The 3,435-nt window shown below is 66.4% G+C and carries 4 protein-coding genes; 3 read left to right on the forward strand and 1 reads right to left on the reverse strand.

The genetic code is table 11. The features are described from left to right. Nucleotides 1–371 (forward strand): AIR synthase-related protein (locus SY1_RS08350; protein ID WP_243440637.1); only part of this gene is annotated, 371 nt, incomplete at its 5' end. After that, nucleotides 365–1,678, forward strand: a complete 1,314-nt coding sequence (gene purN, locus SY1_RS08355; RefSeq protein WP_208873411.1) for a phosphoribosylglycinamide formyltransferase — start codon at nt 365–367, stop codon at nt 1,676–1,678. The genes SY1_RS08350 and purN, both read left to right, overlap by 7 nt. Here purN and SY1_RS08360 read toward each other — a convergent pair. After that, nucleotides 1,651–2,592: a glycine/sarcosine/betaine reductase component B subunit gene (locus tag SY1_RS08360; protein ID WP_015556770.1), complete on the reverse strand. Its 942-nt coding sequence runs from the start codon at nt 2,590–2,592 to the stop codon at nt 1,651–1,653. The genes purN and SY1_RS08360 overlap by 28 nt on opposite strands. A gap of 274 nt (nt 2,593–2,866) precedes the next feature. Between SY1_RS08360 and SY1_RS08365 the strand changes: the two genes are divergently transcribed. After that, a partial coding sequence (locus SY1_RS08365) for a sugar diacid recognition domain-containing protein (RefSeq protein WP_279369733.1) occupies nt 2,867–3,435 on the forward strand: 569 nt, incomplete at its 3' end.

The raw sequence follows: 3,435 nt of genomic DNA on the forward strand, positions 1-3,435 counted from the left end.
AGGCGCTCCTGACGCCCACGCGCATCTACGTGAAGCCTGTAATGGCGCTTCTGGAGGCTGTGGACGTCCACTCCCTCGCCCACATCACGGGCGGCGGGTTTCACGAGAACATCCCGCGCAGCGTCCCGGAGGGGATGGGGGTGCGCATTCGGCGCGCAGAGCTTTGGGTTCCGCCCATCTTCGGGTTCTTGATGCGCGAGGGCGGCATTGACGAGGAGCAGATGTTCCACGTCTTCAACATGGGCGTGGGGATGACCGCGACGGTCGCGGAGGACGACGCCGAGGTGGCGCTTCGCGTTCTGCGCGAGAACGGCGTTGAGGCGCGGCCGATCGGCAGCGTCGTGGACGAGGAGGGGGTTGTGCTGTGCTGAACGCACGTATTTCCATATTGGTTTCTGGTGGTGGGACGAACCTTCAGGCCCTGCTGGACGCCCAGGTGAACGGGGTCCTTCGGAGCGGCAAGGTGGTCCAGGTGATCTCAAGCCGGGCGGGCGTCCGGGCGATCGAGCGGGCGCACGAGGCCGGCATCCGCACCGACGTGGCCGAGTATCGCGAGTTTCCCAACCGCGAGGCCTTTGAACGGCGCCTGATGGAGCTTCTGACCCAGTCGAAGCCGGACGTCATCGTCCTGGCCGGCTTCCTGCAGATCCTGAGCGCGGACTTCGTCTCGCGCTGGGAAGGGCGGATCGTGAACGTCCACCCGTCCCTGCTTCCGGCCTTCTGCGGGAAGGGCTTCTACGGCCTTCGGGTACACGAAGCCGTCCTGGAGGCGGGCCTGAAGGTGACGGGGGCCACGGTACACCTCGTGACCGCCGAGCCGGACAAGGGCACGATCCTGATGCAGCGCGCCGTCGACGTGCTGCCGGACGACTCCCCGGAGCTCCTGCAGCACCGCGTGATGGAGCAGGCGGAGTGGCGCATCCTGCCCCAGGCCGTGGAGGACCTCTGCCACAGCCTGGCGCCCTCGCCCTCCGACTTCTGCCTGCGGGGGAACCGCTATCCCGGCCGGGGCATCATTCTGGGCTGCGGGCCCAACGGCCGCGCCGTCCTGGCGTACTTCATCATGGGGCGAAGCGCGGGGAGCCGGGCCCGCGCCTTCAGACGGGAGAAGGACGACGTCGTCATCCGCCTGCTGGACCAGTCCGGGGTCAAGGACCCGTCATTGATCCTCTACGCGCCCCTGCGGATGTGCGGGCGGCACATCGTGGTGGCGAACGGGGACCAGACGGACACGATCTGCACTTCCCTGAAGGGGGGCAAGGGGTTTGAGGAGGCTCTGCGCACGATGGAGTACGAGCCGGACGCGCCCCACTTCACGCCCAGGATCAGCGGCATGATCTCCCTGCCGGAGTCGGGCTTCAGCTACCGGCTCAGCATCCTGAAGGCGTCCGGAGCCGGACGCCGCTGCCAGCGCCAGTTCTTCGAGTACGAGCCCATCCCCGGGATGGGGCACCTCATCCACACCTACGCAGGGGACGGAGCCGTGTTGCCGTCCTTCGCCGGCGAGCCCCTGACGGTGAACGTCCCTTCGAGCATCGACGCCTTCACCAACGGGCTCTGGGAGGCCCTGGACGAGGAGAACCGCGTGGCCCTCTACGTCCGCTACACCCCCCTCGACGGGAGCCGCTACGAGGACAGGGTCGTCAACCGCTACGGCGAGGAGGCAAAGTTGCGTTGAAGGAGCTGGGGCTGAAGTACGGCTGCAACCCCAATCAAAGGCCGGCGCGCCTCTTTGTGCCGGAGGGACGGCTGCCCGTTGAGGTGCTCAACGGGCAGCCGGGCTACATCAACTTTCTGGACGCGCTGAACGGCTGGCAGCTGGTCCGCGAGCTCAGGCCACGTGGTGTTCTTATCGCAGGCGGAGACGCAGTTGCCGGAAACCATCGCGCCGTCCAGCACCTCGTTGGGGTGCAGCAGCGTCGGAAGGGCGGGGCGGATGTCCGCACCGTAGACGTAGGTGTCGTGCAGAAGCCCCTGGGTGATGTTCATGCAGACGTAGATCACCTTCGGCAAGTTCGGGTGCTTCTCCTTCTCCTCCGGGACGGTGCCCTTCTCGAAGACATCAACGACGTCCGGCTTGGCGTCGCGGCACTTGTCCGCCAGGTACACGCCGAGCTTCAGTCCCGCCTCCCGCAGGACCTGCTCGTACTGATGCTGCTCCAGGTCCTTGATGGGCTCCACCACCAACACCACGTTCTGCGTGGCGGAGAAGGGCGTGTAGACCGCGCCCGGGCCGCTCATGTCGATGAAGCCCTCCTGGAAGGCCACGATGGGCCCGCAGGTCACCACGGCTGCGCCGTCCAACACGAGGGTCCTGCCCTCGCCGCAGCGGGCCATGGCGGTGTTGTTGAAGCCGGGGTAGTAGCCCTTGCGGTCCAGCTTCACGCGGGGCTCCACCACGTCCTTCACGGGGATGATGCGCGTGCTCTCGCCGGGGCGCGCCAGTTCGAGGTCCACCCTGGCGAAGCGGTCCTCCTCGGCGATCAGGGCCTTCGCCTCCTCCTTGTTCACGTAGAGGACGCCGTCCTTGACGCACGTCGCGCTGCCCCACTGGACGTCCTTCACCTTCACCTTGTGCAGTTCCAGTCTCATGCTGCAAGCTTCCTCCTTTTTCTGTTTTGCCGCCCCCCGCCCCGATGGCCGGCGCGATGCGCCGACGCCCGGCTTTCGTGAGGGGTGTGGGCGGGAGGGAACAGGAATCCCTGTGGCTCATGAAACCTATGATAAATTTAGAGGCATCGGGGGGCATTATTCGATGGAATATAAATGGGCGGGATATAGAAAATTTTTTTGTTCTGTTGCATAATATCGCTTGTATGAGACGCCGCTGTGGAGCGGCAGAGAATCGCACGGAGGAGGGGTTCGGGTGCGCAGAAAGACGGCGCAGGCCATCGCGGAGATGACGAGCGAGGTGCTGGGGTACGGCGTGCTGGTGACGGACGAGGATGGGGTCATCATCGGATGCAGCGAGGTCGCCCGTGTGGGGAAGCTCCACGCGCCCTCCCTGCCCGTGCTGGCCAGCGGGATGCCGAACCTGACGTCGAAGGAGGAGGCGCAGACGATGGGGGTGAAGCCGGGCTACACGGCGCCCATCATGCTGTCCGGCCGCGTGGCGGGGACGGTGTCCATCGCCGGGCTGCCCCGCGACGTGGAGCGCTACGGCCGCCTCGTCAAACGTCAGGCGGAGGTGCTCCTGATGGAGCAGGCGTTCCTGGAAAGGCGCCTCAGGCGGCAGTGGGCGGTGCAGGAGCTGGCGGAGAGCATCATGCTCTACCGGCCCGAGGACGGAGGGGGCGAGGCCCTGTTGCAGCGGGGGCAGGACCTGGGCTTTGACCTGGGGGGCTGCCGCATCGCCGTCGTGCTGAACGTCCGGAGTCCGGAGGATCGCCCTTCCGCCGGAGGGGAGAACGCCTTTCGGGAGATGGTCCTGAACCG

The sequence above is a fragment of the Fretibacterium fastidiosum genome, from assembly GCF_000210715.1.
Taxonomy (GTDB): Bacteria; Synergistota; Synergistia; order Synergistales; family Aminobacteriaceae; genus Fretibacterium; species Fretibacterium fastidiosum.

Excerpts from the sequence above, each read along its gene's own strand:
- SY1_RS08360 (WP_015556770.1), bottom strand. The coding sequence starts at position 2,592 with ATGAGACTGGAACTGCACAAGGTGAAGGTGAAGGACGTCCAGTGGGGC.